The 22,720-nt window shown below is 70.0% G+C and carries 16 protein-coding genes; 3 read left to right on the forward strand and 13 right to left on the reverse strand.

Going from position 1 to position 22,720, the window contains the following annotated elements; translation table 11 throughout:
* The first annotated feature begins 224 nt into the window (after positions 1-224).
* Positions 225-2,975 carry a toll/interleukin-1 receptor domain-containing protein gene (locus ACWEV3_RS20065; RefSeq protein ID WP_452615337.1) on the forward strand — a complete coding sequence of 917 codons (2,751 nt, stop codon included), beginning with the start codon at positions 225-227 and terminating at the stop codon, positions 2,973-2,975.
* Positions 2,976-3,097: 122 nt separating this feature from the next.
* On the opposite strand, the gene ACWEV3_RS20070 is transcribed toward ACWEV3_RS20065, so the two are convergent.
* Together ACWEV3_RS20070 and ACWEV3_RS20075 are read right to left on the reverse strand one after the other, a co-directional pair.
* On the reverse strand, positions 3,098-4,756 hold the full coding sequence (locus ACWEV3_RS20070) for a pyridoxal-dependent decarboxylase (RefSeq protein ID WP_452615338.1): 1,659 nt from the start codon (positions 4,754-4,756) through the stop codon (positions 3,098-3,100).
* A gap of 19 nt (positions 4,757-4,775) precedes the next feature.
* Positions 4,776-6,134 (reverse strand): M20/M25/M40 family metallo-hydrolase, encoded by a 1,359-nt coding sequence (locus tag ACWEV3_RS20075; RefSeq protein ID WP_452615339.1) that lies wholly within the window; start codon positions 6,132-6,134, stop codon positions 4,776-4,778.
* A gap of 707 nt (positions 6,135-6,841) precedes the next feature.
* Here ACWEV3_RS20075 and ACWEV3_RS20080 point away from each other — a divergent pair.
* Entirely contained in the window at positions 6,842-7,186 is a 345-nt protein-coding gene (locus ACWEV3_RS20080; protein ID WP_452615340.1) for a hypothetical protein, read from the forward strand.
* A 136-nt stretch (positions 7,187-7,322) separates the two neighbouring features.
* On the opposite strand, the gene ACWEV3_RS20085 is transcribed toward ACWEV3_RS20080, so the two are convergent.
* The 11 genes from ACWEV3_RS20085 to ACWEV3_RS20135 form a co-directional block, all read right to left on the reverse strand.
* Positions 7,323-8,540 (reverse strand): cytochrome P450, encoded by a 1,218-nt coding sequence (locus tag ACWEV3_RS20085; RefSeq protein ID WP_452615341.1) that lies wholly within the window; start codon positions 8,538-8,540, stop codon positions 7,323-7,325.
* A 13-nt stretch (positions 8,541-8,553) separates the two neighbouring features.
* Complete coding sequence (locus ACWEV3_RS20090) at positions 8,554-9,738, reverse strand: cytochrome P450 (RefSeq protein WP_452615342.1); 1,185 nt, start codon at positions 9,736-9,738, stop codon at positions 8,554-8,556.
* Complete coding sequence (locus ACWEV3_RS20095) at positions 9,735-10,574, reverse strand: SAM-dependent methyltransferase (protein ID WP_452615343.1); 840 nt, start codon at positions 10,572-10,574, stop codon at positions 9,735-9,737. Before ACWEV3_RS20095 ends, ACWEV3_RS20090 begins: the two co-directional genes overlap by 4 nt.
* A 196-nt stretch (positions 10,575-10,770) precedes the next feature.
* Positions 10,771-11,574, reverse strand: a complete 804-nt coding sequence (locus ACWEV3_RS20100) for an SAM-dependent methyltransferase (protein ID WP_452615344.1) — start codon at positions 11,572-11,574, stop codon at positions 10,771-10,773.
* Complete coding sequence (locus ACWEV3_RS20105) at positions 11,571-12,977, reverse strand: NAD(P)/FAD-dependent oxidoreductase (protein ID WP_452615432.1); 1,407 nt, start codon at positions 12,975-12,977, stop codon at positions 11,571-11,573. Before ACWEV3_RS20105 ends, ACWEV3_RS20100 begins: the two co-directional genes overlap by 4 nt.
* On the reverse strand, positions 12,974-14,236 hold the full coding sequence (locus ACWEV3_RS20110) for an FAD-dependent oxidoreductase (protein WP_452615345.1): 1,263 nt from the start codon (positions 14,234-14,236) through the stop codon (positions 12,974-12,976). The genes ACWEV3_RS20105 and ACWEV3_RS20110 overlap by 4 nt, the downstream gene beginning before the upstream one ends.
* Positions 14,229-15,914 carry a prenyltransferase/squalene oxidase repeat-containing protein gene (locus ACWEV3_RS20115; RefSeq protein WP_452615346.1) on the reverse strand — a complete coding sequence of 562 codons (1,686 nt, stop codon included), beginning with the start codon at positions 15,912-15,914 and terminating at the stop codon, positions 14,229-14,231. The genes ACWEV3_RS20110 and ACWEV3_RS20115 overlap by 8 nt, the downstream gene beginning before the upstream one ends.
* Positions 15,911-16,951 carry a polyprenyl synthetase family protein gene (locus ACWEV3_RS20120; protein WP_452615347.1) on the reverse strand — a complete coding sequence of 347 codons (1,041 nt, stop codon included), beginning with the start codon at positions 16,949-16,951 and terminating at the stop codon, positions 15,911-15,913. The genes ACWEV3_RS20115 and ACWEV3_RS20120 overlap by 4 nt, the downstream gene beginning before the upstream one ends.
* Positions 16,952-16,994: 43 nt before the next feature.
* Positions 16,995-18,044 carry a prenyltransferase gene (locus ACWEV3_RS20125; protein WP_452615348.1) on the reverse strand — a complete coding sequence of 350 codons (1,050 nt, stop codon included), beginning with the start codon at positions 18,042-18,044 and terminating at the stop codon, positions 16,995-16,997.
* A gap of 28 nt (positions 18,045-18,072) precedes the next feature.
* The gene (hppD, locus tag ACWEV3_RS20130) at positions 18,073-19,200 is read right to left on the reverse strand and encodes a 4-hydroxyphenylpyruvate dioxygenase (protein ID WP_452615349.1); all 1,128 of its coding nucleotides are present in this window, start codon (positions 19,198-19,200) and stop codon (positions 18,073-18,075) included.
* A gap of 446 nt (positions 19,201-19,646) precedes the next feature.
* Positions 19,647-20,270: a TetR/AcrR family transcriptional regulator gene (locus ACWEV3_RS20135; protein ID WP_452615350.1), complete on the reverse strand. Its 624-nt coding sequence runs from the start codon at positions 20,268-20,270 to the stop codon at positions 19,647-19,649.
* A 313-nt stretch (positions 20,271-20,583) separates the two neighbouring features.
* On the opposite strand from ACWEV3_RS20135, the gene ACWEV3_RS20140 reads away from it, so the two are divergent.
* Positions 20,584-22,446, forward strand: coding sequence for an alkyl/aryl-sulfatase (locus tag ACWEV3_RS20140; protein WP_452615351.1), 1,863 nt, complete (start codon positions 20,584-20,586; stop codon positions 22,444-22,446).
* Positions 22,447-22,720: the final 274 nt, after the last annotated feature.

Raw genomic sequence — 22,720 nt, forward strand, 5'->3', positions numbered from 1 at the left:
CGTCCCCGCGTCTCCGCCGAAGACCACCACGGGACGTGCGCCCCGTCTGCTGAGGACTACCCGCATAACCACGGCGAGACCCGGTGGAAATGGCCACCGGGGTTCCGCAAGCATCCGAGCCGGCGGAGACGCCACCAGGCTGAGGGCCCTCAGCTTGCCGCAGTGGGCAGCACTGAGTTGATCGATCTGGATAGCATCCGCATGGTCGGCATCGAGGGGGAGTGATGAGCCAACCAGAGCCGGTCCGACCAGCGCACTACAACGCATTCATCTCCTACAGCCACGACAGTGACGATGTCTTCGCGCCCGCTTTCCAACGACAGCTGGAAGCATTCGCCCGGACCGGACGCAAGGCGCGGGAGCTGCGGGTCTTCCGCGACGACGCGAACCTCGCCGCCGACCCCGATCTGTGGCGGGGCATCGAGCGGGCACTGGCCACTTCCGAATGGCTGGTGGTGCTGGCATCCCCGGACGCCGCGCACTCCCCTTGGGTGGGCAAGGAAATCGAGTGGTGGCTGGAGCACCGCTCACCTGAGCGGATTCTCATCGGCCTCACCGCCGGTGAGCTGGCTTGGGACACTGCCGGCGGCGATTTCAGCCGCGACAGCACCGCCGTGCATCCAGCGCTGCGCGGTGCGTTGCCCGGCGAGCCGAGGTGGATCGATCTGCGCAGGCTGCGGGCGACGCCGAAGCTTGACGACAGCGATCCCGGCCTGCAGGAAGCGGTCGCGGAGTTCGCAGCCCCGCTGCGCGGTGTCGAGAAGGACGAACTCATCGGGGAGCACATCACCTGGCTGAAGCGGGACCGGAAGCGGACCCGGACCGCGCTCGCGGTGGTCTTGGTACTGCTCCTGCTGGCCGTGGTGGCCGGCGTGCTCGCGGAATCGCAGCGTCGGCGGGCGAACGAGGAGAACAGGGTCGCCACCGCCCGGTTGCTCGCGGCGACCGCGGTCGACGAGTCCTCGACGAACTCGGCCGCGGCGCAGCTGCTGGCCGCCGAGGGCTACCGCCTGCACCGCGACCAGCGCACCTCGGCCGCGTTGTTCCAGACCGTCAACGACAACCCCGATCTCGTGCGGCAGCGCGTACTTCCCGCCCCGGTCACCGCGCTCGCTGCCACCGCCAGCGGACTCGCGTTCGCGGGAACTACCGACGGGCGGCTCATCCGCTGGGACCAGAACACCGGCACCACGACCGAAGCACGGCTGGGTGACCTGCCCGTCACCGACGTGGCCGCCAGCGACGACGGCGCGGTCGCCGCCGCGACCGACGGGCAGCGGATGGCGCTCTGGCGCGTCGGTTCGGAGCCGGTCAACCTCGACGCGCAGCAACCGGGAAAGGTGGCGGTGTCGCCGCAGGGCACGACAGTCGTGGTGCTGACGGCCGCTGAGATCGAGCCGCAGCACGTCGCGGTCTTCGATGCCACGACCGGCATTTCGCGCGGGCACACCCCGTTGGTCGACCGGTACTGGGACGAGGTCGGCATGCCGGACGAGGCGACGATCGCACTGGCCGGCGGCAACGGGGGAGTCTGGCAGCGCCTGCGGCTCGCGGACCTGTCCGTCGGCGTCAGCCAGTACGAGCAGGCGTCCCCGCCCGGCTCGGGTGTCTCGGCGGCCTCCGATGACGGTGCCTTCACCGGTTTCCTGGCCGACGGGTGGGGAAGGGTCTTCGACACCGGCACCAACTCGACCGAGGCCGGCTACTCGGCGGCCAACAGCCCCTTCACCCCGGAGTCGTTCGAGATCCGCCGGGACGGCAGGAAGATCGCCGCGTCGGGTGGCGGCGAGCTCTGGCTGTCCGATGTCGGCGCCCTGCACGAGAACCGGGAGAACCGGGAACTGCTCGGCGCGGGAGGCGCCCAGCACGTGGCCTTCGTGGGCGACTCGGACCGGCTGATCACCGCGAAAGGCGCCACGGTTTCCGCCTGGGATCCGGACCAACGCCCTCGATTGCGGACCGACACGGGCCAGCTCACCGTCCCAGACACCTCGCGCTCAAGCGCCCCCGTCCGGCTGGCGGTCTCGCCCGACGGACGTCGGGCGCTGCTGGTCGGTGCAGACGGCGAAGTGGTGCTGCACGACCTGCGAAACGGCACGAGCACGGAGATGTCGAGCCCGGCAGACGAACTGGTCCCGGCCTGGCTTCCCGACGGCACGCCGGCGGTGATCGGACGAGCGGGCTGCAGCATGTACGAAATGCGGGGCGACGACACGAACATGGTGTTGGATGCCGGCGGGCCGTACGCGGTCGACGCCCGGATCACCGCCGACGGCCTGCACGTCGTCTGCATGGACCAATACGGCGGGACGTCGATGCGGCGCATCGGCGACGGGGAGACCGTCGGCAGCGTCGGTCAGGAACAACCGGTGGACGCGAACCTCGGCGACAGCGTCGGTGCCACCACGATCAGCGCGGACGGCCGGTTCACGGCGTGGCTCAACGGGCCGAGCGTGACCGTGAACGACACCGAGGAAGTCGAGCAGGTGACCGTGCCTGGCGATGCGCTGACGGTGAACTACGCCGGCGACCGGCTGCTGGTGGGCCGCGCCGATGGATCGCTGGACGTGCGGGATGCCTCTGGCGCCAACCTGATCCGGACCATCCCGGGCGGCACCGCGTTCGCCCGCCCGCTCGCCTGGGTGCCCGGCACGCCGTTCATCGGTCGCCTCCGCAACGACGGCGCACTCGTGGTGATCGACATCGACGCCGGCACCATGCTCGGCGAGCTGCTCCTGCCGGACTCCAACGGCTCCATGGCCCGGTCACCGTGGGAAGCGACCGCCATCGCCGGGGCGGGCGCGACCGGCGAGCTGCTGACCGCGACGCCCAACGGCGAGCTGGCCAGCTGGGCGATCAACGAGAAGTCCTGGCTCGGGCTGGCCTGCGAGTTCGCGGGCCGGGACCTGCAGGGCGCCGAATGGCGCGAGGTGACCAGCTCGGAGCCGCCATCGGACCTCCGCTGCCGGCGGTGAACCCGGACGATCCGGTGGTTTGTGACGTGGCGTGCGTTCGTCCTCGAATTCCGTCGGCTGTCGGCCGCGGGTTTGCGGCCGGGGCGGTCGCAGCGCGGTCCGCCCCGGCCGGGGTCAGCGGGTCACATGAACCCGCGGTTGGTGCCCAGCAGGGCCTGCCAGTCGGCGGTGTCCGACGCCTGGTACTCCTCGGGCGGTGCGGCCTGGCCCCCGGCGCCGTCGTGCTCGAACGCCGTGCGGTCGGTCTCCAGGTCCTCCAGGAGGCTCTTCAGCGCGCCCTGCTCGGTGACGTGCGGCATGACGAACAGGTGGCACAGCGTGGTCGTCTTGTCGATCGGGACGCTCGCCAGCGAGTACTTGCGGACGATGTGCTTGTTCGGTTGCAGGAACTGCAGGCTGAGCGTTTCCGGCGTGTAGCCGGGGCGCAGGTCCTTGCCGAGCCGCTTCCCGAGTTCCTTGAGCTTCTGGTAGGTCTGCCGGGCGAGTTTGACACTCGCGGCGATGCGGCGGACCTGCTCCTCCTCGGAGTACCTGGCGAGCTGGTGCCACAGCACGATGGGTGAGAAACCGTTGCGCGATCCGCCGAACGTGGTGTCCGGCGAGGCCACGTAGGCGGCCATCGGCGGTGGCTGGATCTCGAACTCGCGGCGCGTCATGTAGACCCCGCACGGCCACGGCGATCCGGGATACTTGTGGCCGCTGGTGACGATGGAGCTGACCTGCGGGATGCGGAAGTCGAAGTCCGGGATGTCGACCTTCTCGTCGCCCAGCATCCCGGCGTCGTGCGCCTTCTTCAGGTACGGCAGGTAGGAGGCACCCAGCGCGCCGTCCACGTGTATCCAGAACGCCCGCCGTTTGTCCTTGACCGGCGTGCCTTTCTTGGTGTTGACGGCGAACTCCCGCTCGCCCATCGAGTAGCGGTCGAACACCTCCTTCTGGAGCCGCCGGGCGATCTTCCCCACGTTGTCGTAGGCGCCCTTGAACGTGGTGCCCAGGTTGCAGACCACCAGTACCGGGTGCCCCCTCCGGGCGAAGAAGTCCACAGTGGTCACGAGCCGGTCGATGTTGACGCTGCCGTCCGCGTTGGACGGGATCTCGGCGGGCCAGCCGTCGTGGTAGCCGCAGGTCTGGTACTCGTGGGACTTGCTGTAGTACTTGTTTCCGACCTCACCGAAGGTGGGGATGGCGAGCGTGTGCGCGGCCTTGGCGACCGAGTAGTGGCTGTCCTGCGAGAAGAACGCCACCGGCTGCAGTGCGTTGGCCCGCTTGGCCGGCGTGTCCAGGTAGGGTGCGCTGGCCGTGGCCTGCGACATGAGCAGACCCGGGTCGTCGCCGGGGTTGGCGAGCAGGATCTTGCCGGACAGGTAGTCCCGGGCGTTGAGCAGCCCGTAGACGTTGCCCTCGGAACTGCCCATGGACAGCACGTAGCCCCACGCGCTCTTCCACGCCTTTTCGCTGCTGGACCGGTCGTACGGGCTGATGCCCCACAGCTCCGCGTACCGCTTGAGCACCGCCTTCTCCAGCGGCTTGGTGTGCGTGGCGAGGTTGGAGTCGACGTAGGGGTCGCCGATGTTGTTGGTGTGCACGCCGAGGAAGTGCGACAGGTCCTCCCGGACCGAGTGCAGGTCCTGGTTCACCTGGTAGCCGAGGAAGCGCTCCTGGTAGTAGTCCAGATAGTTCTTCAGCTCCCCGAGCCGGGCCTTGCGCGCTTCGTCGCTGAGCCCCTTGCTGGTCAGCTCGAACGACTTATCGTCCAGTTCGGGTGGTTTCTGCTCGGTCATCTCATCCTCCTCGTGATCACTACTGGGACAGGGCTTTGAGGAACAGGGCCTGGGCGAGCGTCATCCGCTGCAGTTCGCCGAGGTGGACGCTCTCGCCGGGCGCGTGGATGCGGGCAGCGGGCTCCTCGCAGCCCCACAGGAGCACCGGCGCGTCAGGTTTGCGGGCCTGGAGCAGGTTGACGAGCGGGATCGAGCCGCCTTGGCCGAGCGTGGTGGGGGCCTGCCCGTACGCCTCCTGCAACGCCGCCTGGGCCTTGGCGAAGGTGGCCGAGCCGGTCTGGGCCTCGAAGCCCTCGCCACCGCCGGCGTAGGTCACCTCGACCGGCAGGGACCACGGGCGGTGCCGGTCGATGTGCCTGCGCAGCGCCGCGACCGCGTCGGTGGGCTTTTGCCCCGGCGCCAGCCGGATGCTCACGCGGGCGGTGGCCGCCGGCTGCAGCGCGTTGAGAGACCGGTGCACGGGTGGCGGAGCCCCGTCGAGCCCGGTCACGTTGATCGACGGTTTGAAGTAGAGCCGTTGCGCCACGGACCCGGTGCCGATCAGCGGCACGCCGCTGCGCACACCCGCGTTCTGCCGGTAGGTCGTCTCGTCGGGATAGCCGGCACCGGTCCACGGCTTGCTGAGCAGTCCTTCGACCGCCACGTCTCCCTTGTCGTCGTGCAGCGTCGCCAGGATGCGGGTCAACGCCATGAACGCGTCCGGGGCCGGACCGCCGTACATCCCCGAGTGCACGGGCGCGTTGAGCGTCCGCACCGCGACGTCGGCCTGGGCGATCCCGCGCAGCGTGGCGGTCAGCGCCGGCCGCCCGACCGCGATACCACCGGTGTCGGCGACGACGTAGGCGTCGGCCTTGAACCTGCCCTTGTTCTCCGGCTTCGCGAGGTACTCCTCCAGCGAGCCGGTGCCGCGCTCTTCCTCGCCCTCGATGAGGATCTCCAGGTTCACCGGCGGGTTGTTGTCGAATGCCCGCAGCGCGCCGACGTGCATCATGATCCCGGACTTGTCGTCGGCCGCGCCACGCCCCTGCAAGCGGTCGTTCACCTCCGTGGGCGTGAAGGCTTCCGTCTCGTTCCACGACCCGGCCGGTTGCACGTCGTAGTGCGCGTAGAGCAGGACCGTCGGCTTGCCCGTCCGGCCGGTGACGCTGCCGTGCACCAGTGGTGCCTTGCCGGACCCGAGGTCAACGGTCGTGGCGTTGCTGACCCCGGCCCCCTTCAGCAGCGACACGACCTTGTTGGCCGCTTCCGTGGTGGCGCCGTCCGCCGTGGACCTGATCCTGACCAGGTCGCACAGGTCGGACTTCAGGGTGCTCATGAGCGACGACACCTTCTGCTTCAGCGCGGCGTCGCCGGACGTCGTGGCGGTATCAGTGAGCATCGGACTCCTCGTGTCACACGCGCGGGACCACGCCGTCCGCGCACGGCGCGAACGACGGCGAACCCGTCTGTTCTGGGAAGATCCCCGGCCGGGGTGGTAATCGGGTCAGGTGCGCCGCACGGTCATCAATGCGATCATCCACAAAGGATTAGTCCTTGCCGTGCGCGGCGACGTTGGAAGACCGGCTTGCCATGGGGAGGATGTGGGCAACTCGCGCACCCTGACCTCTCGAACGTTGGCGAAGGGGACAACTCCTGTATCCCACAGCCGCGGAACCACTGGCGACCGGAATGGGACACCTTCACTCCCCGGCGGTCGAGAACCCGCGTTCGGCCCAGAGCTATTTCACGATCCGTGTCTCTCGACTCCGACGAATGGTTGATCATGCAGCGGCAGACCGGTGGTCAGTTCGAGGCGGTAGCCGCCGCAGGGCGAGGGAGATCAGGGCCTCGGGGTGTTCGAACCCGGAATGCCGGAGCTGGTGAGGTTTCCGTGAAGCTGGCCCGGGGGCGCGGCGGCGACGTTTCATCGGAATTCCGGGGAGCGTCAGCGGCGGCGTGGGCGCAGTGGCTGAAGTCGTAGGCGAAGGGGGACGATCGGGCAGCCGTACGTTCCCGAACGTCGTCGCATGGTGGCGTTTCTCTTTTTCGGTGGAAGTTCTCGGTTGAATCGGTGGTGCGATCGACATCCGATGAAGGGATTCGCCAATGAAGCAGTCAACCAAGCGTCGGGCCGGCCGCGGTCTCGTGCTGGTCGCAACCCTGGGTGCGGCGCTGGTCACGGCGACGGCCGGCACCGCCGCAGCCGCCACCCCGGGCCAGTTCACCTTGTGCTCAAAGGGAGGCTACGACTCCTACGCCGCCTTCCCGGATTCGCACTCGTCCACTGTGATCGTCCCCGACGGGCAGTGCATCACGCTCGGCATCAGCGGCACGGAGCGGTACGAGATCCGCATCGCGAGCAGCGATGAGACCATGGGAGGCGGCACGTACGACCCGCGCGAAGGGGTGACCGTCACCACCGTCGAAGGGCCCGGCTTCTTCTGGTCCTGACGGCTAGGCGGGGCAGTGCGGACATCGTGCGCGCGGTGTCCGCACTGCCCCGTTCGCGTCCGGCCTGGGCCAGGCGGGGATATCCCTGTACTGGTCGAGAACCCGGTTATCCGGCCTGGACCTTCATGCGGCGGGCTCAGTCCCAGGCCACCGGGAGCGACAGCACGCCGAAGATGCCTTCGTTGAGCTTGTAGCGGAGTTCTTCGGCGGGAACGGCCAGCCGCAGGCCCGGAATTCGCCGCAGCAGCGTGGGGAAGACGATCTGCAGTTCGGCCCGGGCCAGCGACTGGCCCACGCACTGGTGCGGTCCGAAGCCGAAGGCGACGTGCTGCCTGGACTTCCGGTGGATGTCCACTGTGTCCGGATCGGGGAAGGCCGTCGCGTCCCGGTTGGCCGACGGCGTCAGGGCCACGATCCCGTCACCGGCGCGGATGAGCCGGCCGCCCACTTCCAGGTCTTCGGTGGCGACCCGGGTGGTGGCGAACTCCGAGATCGACAGGTAGCGCAGCAGTTCCTCGACCGCGCGGGAGGCGAGACCTGCGTTCTCGCGCAGCGCGGCGGCCTGCTCCGGGTGCTGCAGGAGGGTGAGGACACCGAGCGAGATCATGTTGGCGGTGGTCTCGTGCCCCGCCACCAGCAGCAGCATCGAGGTGGTGAGCACGTCGGGCCGGGTGAGCTTGCCGGCCTCGTGCTGCCGGACGAGCCGGGAGACGATGTCGTCGGCCGGTTCGCGCTGCTTGATCGCGATCAGCTCGTCGAAGTAGCCCAGGATCGCCGCGTTGGCTTCCTGGGTCTGCTCGGGGGTCGTGTCGGCGTCGACCACGGCTCGGGTCCACTCGTTGAACTTGCCGATGTCGGCGACGGGCACCCCGAGCAGCCAGCAGATCACCGTGCTCGGCACCGGCAGCGCCAGCTCCGCGACCAGGTCCACCGGCTTCGGGCCGTCGATGATGCGGTCCACGCGCTCGTCGACCAGCCGTTGGATGGCCGGTCGCAACGCCTTCACGCGCCTGATGGTGAAGTCCGCCGAAACCATCCGGCGGAGCCGCCCGTGCTCGGGCGGGTCGGTCCGGATGAACCCGGGGTGGAAGCCGACGTCGACCAGGGTGCGCTCGGCCGCGGAGATGATCGGGAAGCCGGGTCTCCGCAGGTCGGCGCTGACCCGCGGGTCGCGCAGCACCGCGCGCACGTCGGCGTACCGGCTGATCAACCAGGTCCGGCTGCCGTCGGGCAGGACCGCCGGGGCCACCGGGGCCTCGGCCCGCATCCGTCCGTACTCCGCGGGTGGGTCCAGCGGGCAGCCCGGTGGCCGGGCCATCGGGAACGCCGGGGCCTCGTGCTGGACGTCGGTCATCGCGCCTCCCGTTTCACCACGCCACCGGCAGGGCGCGCACGCCGTGCACCAGGGACCGCGGCAGGTACTCGATCTCGTCGAACGGCACGTCCAACCGCAGCGCGGGGAACCGCTTCAGCAGCGCCGGGAAGGCGATCTGCATCTCCAGCCTCGCCAGCGGCGCGCCGAGGCAGTGGTGGATGCCGTGGCCGAAAGCCAGGTGCGCGCCGGGAGCGCGCCCGATGTCGAACTCGTCGGAGCGCTCGTGAACCGCGTCGTCCCGGTTGGCCGAGCCCAGCGAGACGAGCACGAACTCCCCAGCGCGGATGAGCTGCCCACCAACGGTGATGTCTTCCTTCGCCTGCCGCATCGCCGCGTTGTTGACGACCGTCAGGATCCGCAGCAGTTCTTCCACCGCGCGGTCGACCGCGGGCCCGTCGCCCGTGGCGTCGCGCAGCCGGGCGAGCTGTTCCGGATGGCGCAGGAGCAGCAACGTGCCCAGCCCGAGCATGTTGGCCGTGGTTTCGTAGCCCGCGCCGAGCAGGAAGACGCCGATACCGGCGAGCTCGGTATCGGAGAGCTCCTCGCCGTGCTCGGCGACGAGCCGCCCGAGCAGGTCGTCGGTGGGATGGGCGCGCTTGTCGACGACGAGCCGCGCCATGTACTCGGTCGACTCGGCCCACAACGCGGCGGCGTGTTCCTCGCCCATCGCCAGGTCCACCTGCGCGGCGGTGCGCCGCTGGAACTCGGCGCGGTCCGCGTACGGCACGCCGAGGAGTTCGCAGACCACCAGGGAAGGCACCGGTAGCGCGAACGAGCGCACGAAGTCGGCCGGCGAACCGGCTCGCGCCATCTCGTCGAGCTGGGCGGCGACGATCGACTCCACCATCGGCCGCAGCTGGTTCATCCGCCGACCGGTGAAGTTCCCCGCCAGCATGCGCCGGAGCCGGGTGTGCTCCGGCGGGTCGTGGAACAGCAGCACCCCGGGGCCGGGCGGCGCGACCTGGTCGTCGCCCGCGCCCGGCCGCATCAGCCGGGACGCGTCGACGCTGCTGAGCCGCTCGTCGGTGAGGACGTGGCGGGCATCGGCGTGCCGGGCGACGAACCACGCCGGTGTTCCGCTGGGCAGCTCGATGCGGGAGACCGGATCGTCCTCCCGGAGCCGCCGGAACTCCTCGCCCACGTCGAACGGGCAGAACCGCTGCTCGGCCGCGGTCATGCCGGCACCGCCTTGCGCGCGGTGAGCACGACGTAGCCGGTGTGCTCCTGGGCGTGTTCGACGATCAGCGGTATCGCCTGCTGGACCTGCTCGGCGATCCGCTTGCCCTGCACCGAATCCACCGCGGGCCGGTAGGAGCCGATCGCGGCCAGGATCGCCTCGCCGGAGCGCCGGGTCTGCTCGGTGATGTCGAGGACCTCGGTCACCTCGAACCCGGCCTCGCGCACCAGGCCGGTCATCTCGTCCAGGGGCGGTGGCACGTGGTTGGGCAGCACGTCGACCGCCGCGTCCGGCACCGTGCCCGGCGGCAGCGGCTTTGTCTCGAAGAAGTCGGCGATGACCAGGATCCCGCCGGGCCGCAACACCCGGTGCTCCTCGGCCAAGGCGCGCTTCTTGTCCGGCATGTGCAGCAGGGATTCCAGGGCCAGGACGGCGTCGAACTCGTCGTCGGCGAACGGCATTCCCATCGCGTCGGCGAACTGGAAGCGCACCCGGTCGGCGACCCCGGCGGCAGCGGCGCGCTGGTCGGCCGCCTCGATCTGGCGCTCGGCGATGGTGATGCCGGTGATGCCGCAGCCGAGGGCTTCCGCGAGCAGCGTGGCGGGGCGGCCGGTCCCGCAGCCGACGTCGAGCAGCCGGTGCTCGGGGCCGAGCGCCAGCTTCTCCCCGAGCAGCGCGGTCAACCGGTCCTGGGCGTCGGTCAGCGATGGCGAATCGATGCCATCGGGCCAGTACCCGTAGTGGATGCTCTCACCGAGCACGGCGGAGAAGAACTCCTCCAGCTGGTCGTAGAACATCGCGACCTCGTCCGCGGTGAACGTGCTCTGGTCGGTCAAGTCGCTTCTTCCTTCCATTCCGGTTTTTCCATGCTCGTTCTGCGTGGCGGTGCTGGTGGCGGCATGCGTGTGCGGCACCGGGGTCGTGAGTGGTGGTGGCCGTGATAACGACCATCGCCACTCACGACTGAGGTGGCGTGGCCTCGTGAGCGGTGGTGGTCGCTGGAACAGCCATCGCCGCTCACGACTGAGGCTTTCAGCTCCTGCGGAGGGTGAGAATCGCGTATCCGGTGTGCTCTTGGGCGTGTTCGACGATCAGCGGGATGGCCCGCTGGACCTGCTCCGCGATCCGGGCGTCCCGGATGGAGTCCAATGTGGATCGCTGTGCGCGCACCGCGGCGAGCAGCTCCGCGTAGGTCGGCCGGGTGGCTTCGGTGATGTCGAGGACGTCGATCACCTCGAATCCCGCAGTCCGGATCCGGTCGGTCAGCTCGTCCAGCGGCGGCGGCGGGTTGAACGGGATGCCACCCGGTGGCGCCGACGCCTTCGACACCTCGAAGAAGTCGGCGACGACGAAGCGGCCACCCGGTCGCAGCACGCGCCGCACTTCGGCCAGGGCCCGCTCCAGGTCGGGCATGTGCAGCAGCGATTCCAGCGCCATCGCGGCGTCGAATTCGCCGTCGGCATAAGGCATTTCCATCGCGTTGACGAGCTCGAAGCCGACCTTGTCCGCCAACCCGGCTGTGCGCTCCCGAGCGGTCTCGACCTGCCGTTGGCTGATGGTGATCCCGGTGACCGCGCAACCCGAGGACTGGGCGAGCAGCGTGGCGGGGCGGCCGGTTCCGCAGCCGACGTCGAGCAGCCGTTGCTCGGGGCGCAGCGCGAGGCGGTCGCCGAGGAGGTGGGTCAGCCGGTCCTGGGCCTCGGTGAACGAGCCACCGGCACCGCCGGGCCAGTAGCCGTAGTGGATGCTCTCGCCGAGCCAGGAGGAGAGGAACTTCTCCAGGCCGTCGTAGAACTGCGCGACTTCGTCCTCGGTGAACGCCATCTGATAGGTCAAGCCTTGCCTCCTTCGGGCGGGTCCTGCGGTGCCAACACGGCTCGTTCGGCGGGGGTGAACGGCGGGTCGCCGTGGTCCGGGCGGGCGCCGCCGCGGAGCAAGCCCCGGACGATCCGGGGGATGACCAGCGGAGACGGCACTCCGGAGAGCGTGTGGCCCTGCAACAGCGCGTCGAAGACGGTCGGGTCCTCGGCGGCGACCCGCTGCAGGCGGTCGGTCAGCCGTTTCTGCACGAGCAAGGTGCGGCTGGGCCCGCCGCCGACCACGTCCGGGTAGAGCCGGTCCTGGCTGGTCGCCATCATCCAGGACGCCTGCGCGGCGGCGGTGATCCCGCGCTGGATGCGGCGGCAGCTCCCCGGGCGCAGCTGATGCCGGTGCAGCCCCCGGTGCAGGGCAACGGCTGCGCCGGCCGCCACCGACATGCCGTGCCCGTAGGTCGGGTTCGTCGTCGCCACCGCGTCGCCGATCACCAGGAAGCCGTCCGGCCACCGGCGGAGCCGGTCGAAGCGGCGACGGCGGTTGGCGTTGTTGCGGTAACCGCGGGCGCGGCCAAGCGGCTCGGCGGCGGCGATGAGCTCGCTGATGACCCGGTGCGGCAACCCCCGGGCGAACTGCTCGAAACCCGCGTCGTCCACCGGAGGTTCCGCGCCCCTGGTGCCGGAAAGGGTCACCAACCACTGGTCGCCCTCGATGGGGAAGATCACCCCGGCCCGGCCGGGACGACCGTTGCCGGGTTCGGCCTGGATCGAGACGTTGGGGAAGTCCGCGGGTGCACCGGGCGGCACGCGGTAGAGGCGGGTGGCGTAGGCGAGCCCGGGATCGACCAGCTCCTCGCGCACCTCCGGTAGTCCCAGCAGCCGCAGCCACTCCGGGGCCTTCGAACCGCGCCCGGTCGCGTCGACGACGAGGTCCGCTTCGAGCAGCCGCGGCTGCCCGGACGCCCGGTCCCGTACCAGCACCCCGGTCACCCGCGCACCGTCGCCGCACAGCCGCAACGCGGTGGTGTCCTCCGCCACCCGGATCCGGCCGTCGCCGAGCACCCGCTTGCGGACGACCCAGTCCAGCAGGGCCCTGCTGCAGGACAGCGCGAAGCGCATCTCGCGGAACCGCGGCATCCAGCCCTGCGCGGTCAGCGACACCACGTCGCGGGGCAGCCCGAGCCGGCGCGCGCCGTGCCCGAGCAGCTCGTCGACGACGCCGGGCAGCAGCGCGTCCAGCCGCCGGGCCCCGCCGGTCAGCAGCAGATGCCCGTGCTGCGCCTGCGGAACGCCCTTGCGGACGACCGGACCGTCGGGGTACCGGTCGCGCTCGACCACGACGACCGAATCCAGGTGCCGGGCGAGCACGGACGCCGCCAGCACACCCGCCAGGCCACCGCCCAGCACCAATGCTCGTCCGTTCACGCCCAAGCCGGCGTCCTTCCCGATCGCGGATCTGGCAGCCCGAGCTGGTGCATGCGGTCCAGCACGGTGAACGGGCGGATGCCCAGCCCGGCCATGTTGTAGGTCGCCACGTAGCGCAAGCGGCTGTTCCGGCTGGTGTGGCGCAGCATCCGGCGGCCGATCACCTTGCCCGCCCACGACGTGTCGGTGATCATCCGGGTCGCATCGTGGCTCATCCGGTCGATGTGGCGGACCCAACCGGCGCGCGCCTTCTGGTAGCCCGCCAACGCCGTGTCCACCGCGGACTTCTGCAGCGGGCCGTCGCCGACCAGCCCGGCCAGGGCGTGCGCGTCGGCTATGGCGGTGTTCATGCCCTGCGCGGCCATCGGGTGCACGGCGTGCGCCGACTCGCCGACCATGGCCAGTCCGGGCACCGACATCCTGGATGCCGTGAACCGCCACAGCTTCAGCAACTGCCGGGTGTCGAGACTCGCCCGCAACGTTTCGAGCAGCGGCCGGAGCGACGGCGCATCGGCCGCCAGCCCGTCGCACCACGCGGTCAGCTCGTCCTTCTTGATGCCGCGCAGTTCGTCCGCCCCCACCTGCACGTAGAGCCGAATCCGGTTGCCGGGCAACGGGTAGAGCAGCCGCAGGCCGCGGTCGGTGAGGTAGGCGGACACCTCGCTGGGCAGCTCCGGTCCGCCGGAGAGCTCGAAGGACGCCAACCGGTGGGCGTATTCGACGGGGTCGGTGGTGATCCCGGCCAGCTTGCGCAGCCGGGAGGACAGGCCATCGGCGGCGACGACCAGCGGTGCGCGCACCTCGTAGGCCCGGTCGCCTTCGGCGACCACGACCCCGTCCACCCGCCCGCTCGCATCCCGGCTCAGGTCCTTGACCAGCGCACCGCGCCGCCACTCGACCTCGTCGGCGAGGCCGTCCGCGAGCACGCCGAGAATTTCCGGGTAGTCGTGGCTGAGCAGGTGGTGGCCTTGACCGGCGAGCGCGGCGTAGTCGAAGACCATCACCTCGCGGCCGTCGGCTTCGCGGATCACCAGCCGGTCCAACTGCACCGCGCCGCGGTCCCGCAACTCGGGCAGCACGCCCCATTCCCGCAGGATGCGGATCGAACTCGGTTGCAGCACTTCGCCTTTGGGGATCGCCACCGGATGCCGCTGCTTCTCCAACAACAGCACCCGCAAGCCCCGCGCGCCGAGCGCGTGCGCGGCCGCCAAGCCGCCGACACCGGCCCCGGCGACCACGACGTCGTAGGTCTCAGCCATTGCCCACCTCCCGATACGCCGCGAGCGCACCGATCGCCAACCCCTGCGCGATCAGCGGATCCGAGTAGTGCACGTAGTCCCGGATGTAGATGCAGGTCTGGCCCGGCTCCCACCGGCCGTCCGGCTGCTGGGCGGCGACCAGCCACTCGGCGCCGCGCCGCGCCGCTTCGTGCTCGCCGCAGGCCACCAGCGCGCGGGTCGCGTGCCCGGTCTCGTCCGGGGTGCCGTCCTGATCACCGCGCCCGGTGCTCCACGAACCGTCGTCGAGCTGCGCGGCCAGCAGCCAGTCCCGGGCCTTGGTCGCGACCGGATGCCCGCGCATGCCGAGCTCGGTCAGCGCGTGCACCACGGCGGCGGTGGCGGGCACGCCGCCGCGATGCCACCTGGCCTCGAACGACCCGTCAGGCGCCTGGTGCCGCTCGAGCCAGCGCAGGGCGCGGCGGATCGGCGGGTCCGAAGTGGCGACGCCGACGCCGTGCAGGATCTCGATCGCCAGCGCGGTGATGAACGGGCACGGACCGTCCAGCGGCACCAGGGTGTTTCGCACGAAAGTGCTCCACGAGCCGCGCTTGTCCTGCTGCGCGATCAGCCACGCGATGCCGCGCCGCATGATCCGCTCGGTGTCCGGATCGAGTTCCGCGCCGGCCACCAGGATCCGCAGCACCAGAACGGTTTCCAGTGCGTTCGGCCAGCCCTTGCGGCCGGTCCAGGCCCACGCGCCCGCCGGGCTCGCGTACACCTCGGACGGTTCGAGCTGCTGGCACCCGGCCAGCCAACTGCGGGCCCGGAGCAGCCGCGGATCGGCGGCGTGGCCCGCCAGCGCCAGCCCGTGGACGCTGAAGGCCATGCCGGTGACTTCCACCCGTTCGGCCTCGACGCCGTGGATCAGGTGCCAGGAACCGCCGGGCTGCGCCGTCATCCGCAGGTACTCCACCGAACGCCGGGCCGGCCCCGGGGCGGCGCCGGCCCGGGTCAGCGCCGTGCACACCAGGCCGGTGAGCCATGGATCGCCGCCATAGGAGCCGACGCGGCCCTCCTGCTGGTCGAACGCCTCCAGCAGTCGTGCCGCGACCGGTCGGGCGAGCCGGTCGACGGCCCGGGTCAGCGGATTGTGCTTGCGCTGCCGGGATTGCATGAACGACAGGGCCAGGAACGGCGGGGTCAGGTAGGACAGCAGCCGCCTGCGCAGCGCGGCGGGCAGCAGGACCAGCTCGACCGGAACCCGTCGCAACCGGTTCGCGTCCTGCAGGCCGGCGATGGACAGCACCAGGCCGCACAGCTGTCCCATCATCGGGTCGTCGAGTCCCGCCACGCCGCCCCGGCGGTCGATCCAGCCGCGTGCGCGGGAGACGCTGTCCGCGCCGTCCGGACCCGCCGCCAGGTGCAACGCCGCCGTGGCCATCGCGGTCGCGACGAAGTCGCTGGGGAAGCCTTCGAGGGTGCCCCAGCCGCCGTCGGGGTTCTGCACCCGCAGCAGCCACGCGACGCCGCCGGAGATCAGGTCCGCCGACCGGTCGGCGTCGGCGAAGTGCAGGGCCAGGACCGCGCCGGCGGCACCGGAGACCGCAGCTCGGCGCGGATTCGGCCAGGAGCCGATGCCCGCAGCGCCGAGCACAACCCGTTCGGCGGCGTGGATCGCCTGCTCCACCCGGTCCGTTGTGGACAGTTCCCGGGTCACCGCGTCCTTCCGATCAGCGTGTTCGCCAGTGCCTCGAAGGACTTTCGGACGGTGTCGGGCATGTCCAGCGAGTCCAGGCACTCGCCAACCCCGGTGAGGTGCCTCGCCGCCTCCTGCTCGGCGAACTTCCGGCCGCCGGCCTCTTCGACGAGCTCGGCGGCCAGCCGGAGCCCGGCGTCGTCGCGCAGGCCCTCGGTGAGCAGCGGCGCCAGCCGCGCTCCGGCGGGCGTGTCGGTGGTCAGCGCGGCGATGACCGGCAAGGTCTTCTTGCCCTCGCGCAGGTCGCCGAAGACCGGCTTCCCGGTGACCGCCGGATCACCCCAGATGCCCAGCACGTCGTCGGTGCATTGGAAGGCCAAGCCGAGGTGGCGGCCGAGGACGTCGAAGGTCCGCACGGCGCTGGGCGGAGCCTCGGCGAGTTGCGCGCCGCCCGCGGCGGCGAAGGCCAGCAACGCGCCGGTCTTCGCCTCGGCCATCCCCTGGTACTCGTCGAGCAGCACCGCCTGCGGGCCCGACCAGGGGCGCCCGGCGAACTCGATGTCCTGCACCTGCCCGATCACGATCTCGCGCATCGCCACCGCGAGCCGCTCCGCGACCGCCGCCGCGTTCGGCCGGCCGGTGCCGAGCAGCAGCTCGAACGCGGCGGCGTGCAGCGCGTCGCCGATCAGGATCGCCGCCGGCACGCCGTGGGCCTTCCACACCGAAGGCCGCCCACGCCGTTGCTCGTCGCTGTCGATGATGTCGTCGTGGATCAGGCTGAAGTTGTGCACCAGCTCGGCGGCGGCTGCGGCCGGCAGCGCGGCCGAAGGCGGGGCGCCGACGGCCTCCGCGGCGAGGATCGCCATGGTCGGCCGGATCGCCTTGCCCGCGGCGTAGGGCTCGTCAGCCTGCCAGCCGAAGTGGTAGGACCCGATCGCGGCCAGCGACGGGTCCAGCGCTTCGACGATGTTGCGCAGCAGCGGTTCGGTGAGTCCGCGTGCCCGGTTGGTCGCGCTCGCGATCAGGTCGTGATCGGCGGTGACCGGAGACGTCGTCATGGTCGACCTCGCTCCTCGTGGTTGGGCGGGTTCGGGTGGGGTCTCACCCAGCTGGACTCGGCGCGCTGGCGCGGTTGGTCTGCGCGGCGCGGACCAACCAGGTGCCGAAGATCAGGAAGGTCGCGCCGACCACCGCCAGCCACGGTTGCCACAGCCGTCCACCGTGGACACCCAGGTCCACGAGGAGGCCGACGATGATCGACGAGGAGGTCAGCGGCATGTGCATCGACGCCCAGAACGTCACCGCGTTGGCCCGCCGCGGCTCGGCGAGCGCACCCGTGGTCAGCTGCCGGGTCACCCAGATCGGCACCGGAGCGGTGGCCAGCATCAACAGCCCCGCCGACATCGGGATCACGCCGGTGACCAGCAGCAGCGCGATCGTCGCGTACCCGACGAGCTGGCCGACGGCGAACAGCCGGACCAGCCCGGCCGCGCCGAGCAGCACCGCGAGGGTGCGCTTGCCGGTGGCCCGGTCCCCTTCGATGTCGGAGAGGTTCATGATGGCCATCCGCAGGAACTGGAACACGAAAAGCACGCCGACGTAGCCCAGCCCGGCGGTGTCGATCGTCCCGGCCTGCACGACGCACGCCAGCAGCGGTCCCAGCCCGTACAGCACCAGCGCGCAGCTGACCTCGCCCAGGCCGTGGTAGTTCAGCCGCAGCGGGGGAGCGGTGTAGAGCCAGGCCAGCGCGATGATCGCCGTCGCCACCAGCCGGGTCTCCAGGCTCGGCAGCAGCGCGAGCAGCACCACCCCGACGAACAGCAGCACGAACGCTGCGCCGAGGCTCACCTCGGGCCGCAGGTGTCCGCCGACCAGGATCCGGCTGCCGCCGGTCCAGGACGTGGGTGCTGCGTTGGCGCGGTCGGCCTCCAGGTCGAAGTACTCGTTGCAGTAGTGCGTCATCAGGTGCGTGCACCACGCGAACAGCAGGGTCACCAGGTACCAGCCGAGGCTCGCCTGGTGGCCGCTGTGAACGGCGATCGTGACGCCGGCGGCGACCACCAGCATGCTCTGGAAGAGGAACTTCGGGCGCCCCAGGCGCACGAACGCCAGCAGCGGTCGCGGCGCGGTCTCAAGTGGGTTCGATGTCATCGGGTACGGGCCCTCCCGCCGAGGCCGATCAGAGGTTTCCGCGCCGGGCCTGCTCGCGCTCGACCGCCTCGAACAGGGCCTTGAAGTTGCCCTTGCCGAATCCCTGCGAGCCGTGGCGTTCGATCAGTTCGAAGAACAGCGTCGGCCGGTCCTGCACCGGCGCGGTGAAGATCTGCAGCAGGTAGCCGTCCTCGTCGCGGTCCGCGAGGATCTTGAGCTCCCGCAGTTCGTCCAGCCGCACCCGGGTTTCCCCGACCCACTCGTCCAACGTGTCGTAGTAGGCATCCGGCGTGTCCAGGAACTGCACCCCGGCCGCGCGCATCCGGCGCACCGCCGCGGTGATGTCGTCGGTGGCCAGCGCGATGTGCTGCACCCCGGGGCCGCCGTTGAACTCCAGGAACTCCTCGATCTGCGACTTCTTCTCGCCGGCGGCCGGCTCGTTGATGGGGAACTTGACCTTGCGCTCCCCGTCGGCGACCACTTTCGACATCAGCGCCGAGTACTCGGTGGCGATGTCGTCGCCGACGAACTCCTTCATGTTCGTGAAGCCCATCACCCGCCGGTAGAACTCCACCCACTCGTTCATCCGGCCGAGCTCGACGTTCCCGACCACGTGGTCGATCTCGCGGAAGGCGCCCTCGGCGGCACCGGTCGATTCCCGCGCCTCGAAGCCCGGCAGGAACACCGCGTCGTCGATCCGCTCGACGAGCGTGTGCCGGACGTCGCCGAAGGTCCCGATCGCCGCGAGCCGCACACCGTCGGCGCCTTCAGCGTCGTGCGGCGCCTCCAGCCCGGTCGCGCCGCGCAGCACTGCGTTCTCGTACGCGCGGTCCACATCGGCGACCCGCAGCGCGATGTCGACGACGCCGTCGCCGTGGACCGCTAGGTGGCGGTCGATCTCGGTGCCCGCACGCGCCGCGCCGGTGAGCAGGAACCGGGTTCGCCCGGCGACCATGAGGTACTCGGCCCGATCGCGATACCCGGTTTCCGGTCCCCGGTACGCGGCGCAGCGCATGCCGAAGGCCGTCGCGTAGAAGTGGGCGGCCTGCTTGGCGTTCCCCACGACGAATCGGAGGTGGTCGATGCCGAGGACCGGGAACGAATCGAGCGACCCGGGTGCCGCGGCGGTGGCGTCGAGGGCAGTGCTTTCGAGCAAGTCTTCGGAAGGCAACATGTTTGGCGAAGTCCCCTTTCCGGCCGTCGGTCGGGTCAGCGGCAGGAAGCCTCCACCACCGGAACAGGGCTCGACAATCCTTTCACCGCAGCGTGAAAGGTATCCCCGGAAACCGTATCAAATATCACAAAACGCCGGCTCCGCGCGCGGAGCTCTCACGCGGTCCGCGCTCCCGGCGTCGTGCCCGACCACAATGGACGTGTCAACTCCTCGTTTCGCACTGGCCGGCCAGGATTTGGCACGGCCATGAGCGAAACGTCGCGGTCGGCGTGACGAAGGGGCGTTCACGATGTGGATCTCGGGTGATCGTCCCGACGGGCGCCGTCTCGACTTTCGGCAATCCCGGGAGGATGGGTTTCGCGGGTGCGAAAATGGGGTCGCGTTCGAGCGCCGAGGAGGAAGGAAACGTCGGTGTCGAAGGCGATCCGCTACGTGGTGGTCCTGGCGGTGAGCAGGCCCTCGGCGGCGTCGACCAGTCCGGTCGCCCACTGCTCGTGGTGATCGTCGCCACTGGGTTCTCCGGCGCGTTCGTGGTCGGCGACGGTGTGCAGCACGAGGTGTTGGAGCATGCGCAGGCGGGCCTGCACGGTCGACTCCGGCAGGTGCGACAGGCAGCGGCGCAATCCGCTCCACACCAGTCGCAGGCTTGTCGCGGTCTCCCAATTCCATGACGGCTGGCAACGGGGGTCGGCGGCGAACTGCGCCAGGAAGCGTGCGTAGTAGCTCTCGGGCTCGGCGACGCTGGCGGCGAGCGGGAACACGAAGGCTTCCAGCAGTGAGCGCAATTCGCTGTTGCGCCCATCGACGTGCAGTGTGGCGAGGTGGTGCATGCGTCGCTCGTTGATCTTGTTCATGCGGTAGTCGAAGATCGCTTCGATCAGTGCGGCCTTGTCGCCGAAGTGGTACTGGGCGGCGGAGGTGTTGCGCTGGCCGGCGGCGGCGCCGACTTCGCGCAGTGACACCTCGCCGATGCCCCGCTGTGCGAAGAGCCGCTCGGCAGCGATGATCAGCCGCTCGCGCGTGCCTCGCTCCGGCGTGATCGAGCTGTCCATGCCGTCCTCCCCGGCTCTCCGGTCGTGGTCCCGTTGTCGCAGGGTCTTGTGTAATTAAAGCAGCTAACTTACTGTTTGGATCGTAAAAATTACAGCAGATCAGGATTCGATTCGTCCCCGATCTGGTCGCTGACGTATGAGTCCTGGTGAACCTGCCCGTCGGCCTGGTGTCGTCGCCGGAGGGGGCAACGAGCGATGGACCAGATCTCGGACTCCTGAACGTTCCCGCCTCGTCGCGTTGCCCGAGGTAGGACACCCACCCGCCCCCTGCTTTAACGCCCACATCCTCATCGTCTGCTGGAGGAAAGCTGCCATGGCTTCGAAGTCTGAGCTGGACCGCGATGACACCGCCGACATGCACGATGCTGTTCGGGGCCTGGTCGGGCGTCTTGAGCCCGGGATCATCCGCGACGCAGCGGGTCGCGTGGTGTGGGACAACGATCGGTGGTCGTTCCTGGGGGCGGATTGCCCGGAGACAGCGAATCCGAGTCTGTGGCGGCAGGGCCGGCTCAACGCGGTGGATGGGCTCTTCGAAGTGGTGCCGGGCGTGTACCAGGTCCGCGGTTTCGACGTATCCAACATGACCTTGGTGGAGGGGGAGCAGGGGGTCGTGGTCATCGATCCGCTGATCAGCGAGGAGTGCGCGGCTGCTGGTCTGGCGCTCTACCGCGGGCATCGCGGCCATCGGGCGGTGACCGGTGTGGTCTACACGCACAGCCACACCGACCACTTCGGTGGTGTGGGTGGGGTGGTGGACGAAGCTGATGTCTCCGCAGGCAGGGTTCCGGTGATCGCGCCCGCGGGCTTCATGGAGCACGCGGTCAGCGAGAACATCTTCGCCGGGCCGGCGATGCTGGCTCGGGCGCGCTACATGTACGGCAGCCACTTGGTGGCGGGACCGGGCGGGGCGATCGGTTTCGGTCTCGGTCAGGGGACTTCGACTGGTCGAGTCGGTCTGATCGCGCCGACCGAGGTGGTCGACCGGACTGGTGCGGAGCTGGTGGTCGACGAGGTTCGGATGGTCTTCCAGCTCACCCCGGGAACCGAGGCGCCGAGCGAGATGAACTTCCTGCTGCCCGAGCAGCGGGTGCTGCTGGTGGCCGAGAACGCCAGCCACACGTTGCACAACGTGTTGACGCTGCGCGGCGCCGAAGTTCGGGATGCACGTGCGTGGGCGGGATACCTGACCGAGACAATCCAGCTCTTCGCCGACCGGGCGGAGGTGCTGGTGGGCTCGCACCACTGGCCGACCTGGGGGCGTGCGGAGCTGACCAGGTTTCTGTCCGAACAACGCGACGCCTACGCCTACCTGCACGACCAGACCGTGCGGTTGATGAACCGCGGGCTGACCGGTGCCGAAATCGCCGAAGAGCTGCAGGAGTTCCCGCCGTCGCTGGCCGGTGCCTGGCACGCGCGCGGCTACTACGGTTCGCTCAGCCACAACAGCAAGGCCGTCTACCAGCGGTACATGGGATGGTTCGACGGCAATCCGGCCCATCTGTGGCAGCTGCCGCCGGTCGAAGCCGCGAAGCGGTACGTGGATTTCATGGGTGGCGCGGACCGCGTGGTCGAGAAGGCCCGGGAAGCCTTCGAATCCGGTGACTTGAGGTGGGTCGCGGAGGTGGTGAATCACGTGCTGTTCGCCGAACCCGACCACGCCGAGGCCAGGGAGTTGCAGGCCGCGACATTCGAGCGGCTCGGGTACGGGGCGGAGAACGGCACGTGGCGCAACTTCTACCTCTCCGGCGCGCGGGAGCTGCGCCAGCCCGCTGCGGAGCGGCGCACCACCACGGGCGGGGTCAACCGGGCGATGGTTCCGGCGTTGTCCACCGAGCAGCTCTTCCAGTCCTGGGCGGTCCGTCTGGACGGACCTACCGCGGCGGCGCACCGCATGCAGCTGCGTTGGGAGTTCGCGGAACCGGCGGAAGTGTGGACGCTGCAGCTGGCCAACGGTGTGCTCACGCCGATGCGCGGAGAGGCCGCTGGTGATGATCGGCCGAACGCGGTGCTGCGGCTCGAGCGCGCGGTGTTCGACCGGATCATGTCCGGCCGGACGGCCTTCCCGGACGCGATCGCGGCCGGCGAGGTGACCATCGAGGGCGACGTCGAAGCGTTGACCACGCTGCTCGGACTTTTGGAGGAACCCGCGCGCGCTTTCCCCATCGCACTGCCCTGAGCATGCTGTCGACTGCCTGCCAGGCACGCAGGTGGCCAAGTCCTGGGCGCTGTCTTCGAACGGTCCGATCCAGGGCAGGTGACGCCATCCTGGTAGGACTCGCGGGTCTCTTGGGGACCGGCGTCGGCCGGTCCGGGCAGGTGCGACGGTGGTTGGCCGTACGGACGGGTCGAGAAGGATGGATGTTCGGGCAGCGTTCCGCGCTGCGAATGGCTTTCGCCCTGGCGCACGTGAAATCTTCACCGTCAGTTGCGGTCGCTGGGCGGTGCGGGAC

It is taken from the genome of Saccharopolyspora sp. NPDC003752, from assembly GCF_053605825.1.

What these genes read in the sequence shown, in the direction of transcription:
- ACWEV3_RS20135 (WP_452615350.1), bottom strand. Translation starts at nt 20,270, where the DNA reads ATGGACAGCTCGATCACGCCGGAGCGAGGCACGCGCGAGCGGCTGATC.
- ACWEV3_RS20140 (WP_452615351.1), top strand. Translation starts at nt 20,584, where the DNA reads ATGGCTTCGAAGTCTGAGCTGGACCGCGATGACACCGCCGACATGCAC.
- ACWEV3_RS20065 (WP_452615337.1), top strand. Translation starts at nt 225, where the DNA reads ATGAGCCAACCAGAGCCGGTCCGACCAGCGCACTACAACGCATTCATC.
- ACWEV3_RS20110 (WP_452615345.1), bottom strand. Translation starts at nt 14,236, where the DNA reads ATGGCTGAGACCTACGACGTCGTGGTCGCCGGGGCCGGTGTCGGCGGC.
- ACWEV3_RS20085 (WP_452615341.1), bottom strand. Translation starts at nt 8,540, where the DNA reads ATGACCGACGTCCAGCACGAGGCCCCGGCGTTCCCGATGGCCCGGCCA.
- ACWEV3_RS20120 (WP_452615347.1), bottom strand. Translation starts at nt 16,951, where the DNA reads ATGACGACGTCTCCGGTCACCGCCGATCACGACCTGATCGCGAGCGCG.
- ACWEV3_RS20075 (WP_452615339.1), bottom strand. Translation starts at nt 6,134, where the DNA reads ATGCTCACTGATACCGCCACGACGTCCGGCGACGCCGCGCTGAAGCAG.
- ACWEV3_RS20090 (WP_452615342.1), bottom strand. Translation starts at nt 9,738, where the DNA reads ATGACCGCGGCCGAGCAGCGGTTCTGCCCGTTCGACGTGGGCGAGGAG.
- ACWEV3_RS20070 (WP_452615338.1), bottom strand. Translation starts at nt 4,756, where the DNA reads ATGACCGAGCAGAAACCACCCGAACTGGACGATAAGTCGTTCGAGCTG.
- ACWEV3_RS20080 (WP_452615340.1), top strand. Translation starts at nt 6,842, where the DNA reads ATGAAGCAGTCAACCAAGCGTCGGGCCGGCCGCGGTCTCGTGCTGGTC.
- ACWEV3_RS20125 (WP_452615348.1), bottom strand. Translation starts at nt 18,044, where the DNA reads ATGACATCGAACCCACTTGAGACCGCGCCGCGACCGCTGCTGGCGTTC.